Source organism: Streptomyces sp. NPDC002845 (assembly GCF_053591955.1).
The window spans coordinates 1-1,332 of sequence record NZ_JBSFUU010000246.1 but is presented as its reverse complement, the minus strand read 5'-3'; the positions used below and the strand labels follow the sequence as shown (position 1 = coordinate 1,332).

Here is a 1,332-nt window from a genome sequence, read left to right as displayed (position 1 = left end):
ACCGGCAGTGTCGGACTCCACGCTGCACCGGCTGCTGTCCACGACGGACGAGACGAGGCGCGCACAGATTGCGAAGGTACGACAGCGGGTGCGTCGCCACGTCTGGACACTGCTGCACCTGCGGCCCGGTGGCTTCCCGTATCTGACCGTCGCGGGGCGGCATCTGAAGGGCTGGATCGTGCTCGACATGGACGCCACGGTCATCACCGCGGCCTCCAGGAAACAGGGCGCCGCCGGCACGTTCAAGGGCACCTTCGGCTTCCACCCGTTGGCCGCGTGGCTGGCCAACACCGACGAGTGCCTGGCGATGGAGCTGAGGGAGGGCAACGCCGGCGCGAACACCGTCGCCGATCACCTGCGGGTGCTGGATGCCGCGCTCGCGCAGATACCCCGCTCCTCTCAGGCCAAGATCCTGGTGCGGGTCGACGGTGCCGGTGCCACGCACGGCCTGCTCAAGCGCCTTCAGGCGCTGAACACCACGCGGCGCACGGTCCGCTACACCGTCGGCTGGACGATCACGCCCGAGGACGAACGCGCCATCGCCCGCCTCCCCGAAGCCGCCTGGGAAACCTCCCTGCGACAGGACGGCGAGGTCCAAGAGGGCTGCTTCGTCGCCGAGCTGACCGGGCTGAACACTCGTGAGGGCTGGCCCAAAGGCATGCGGCTGATCGTCCGCCGCGTCAAGCCCTCCCGCCGGCACCTGGGGAAGCTGACCGCGTTCGAGCAGAAGACCGGCTGGCGCTACTCGATCACCGCAACGAACATCCGGCACATGGGCCACATCGCCGGCACTCACCAAGTGCAGTTCCTCGACGTCCTCCACCGCGATCACGCCGAGGTCGAAGACCGCGTGCGCACCAACAAGGCGATGGGACTGGCGAACCTGCCGTCCAAGTCCTGGGAAACGAACGCGAGCTGGATGCTCACCGCGAACCTCGCCGCCGATCTCGACGCCTGGCTGCGGCTGCTGACCCTCCACGACCAAGCGGACCTCGCCGACGCCGAGCCGGAGACGATGCGCTTCCGCCTCTACCACCTGCCCGCCCGCCTCGCCCACCACGCACGCCGCCGCCACCTGCGCATCGAACGGACCTGGCCCTGGGCCGAGACATTCACGACCAGCTGGAAGCGGATCAACAACCTGACGGTCGCCACCTGACGACCGCCCTTTGCCCCAACACACACCGAGAGGAGGAAGGCCAGCAGTCTCCGGGCCCGTGGAACCCGGCGCACCCCGCAGCGATACGCGACGGCCCGCCCTCACACGACGAGGGACATTACGGGCGAACCACCATGCCACTCAACGACCAAACTCCACCGAAGAATCGAGGC

1 protein-coding gene is annotated in these 1,332 nt (G+C 68.5%); it reads left to right on the top strand.

Features of this window, described 5'->3' with window-relative positions:
* The coding region (locus tag ACWD3C_RS48650) for an IS1380 family transposase (protein ID WP_451155269.1) at positions 1-1,159 on the top strand (1,159 nt) is incomplete at its 5' end.
* Between the last annotated feature and the right edge of the window lie 173 nt (positions 1,160-1,332).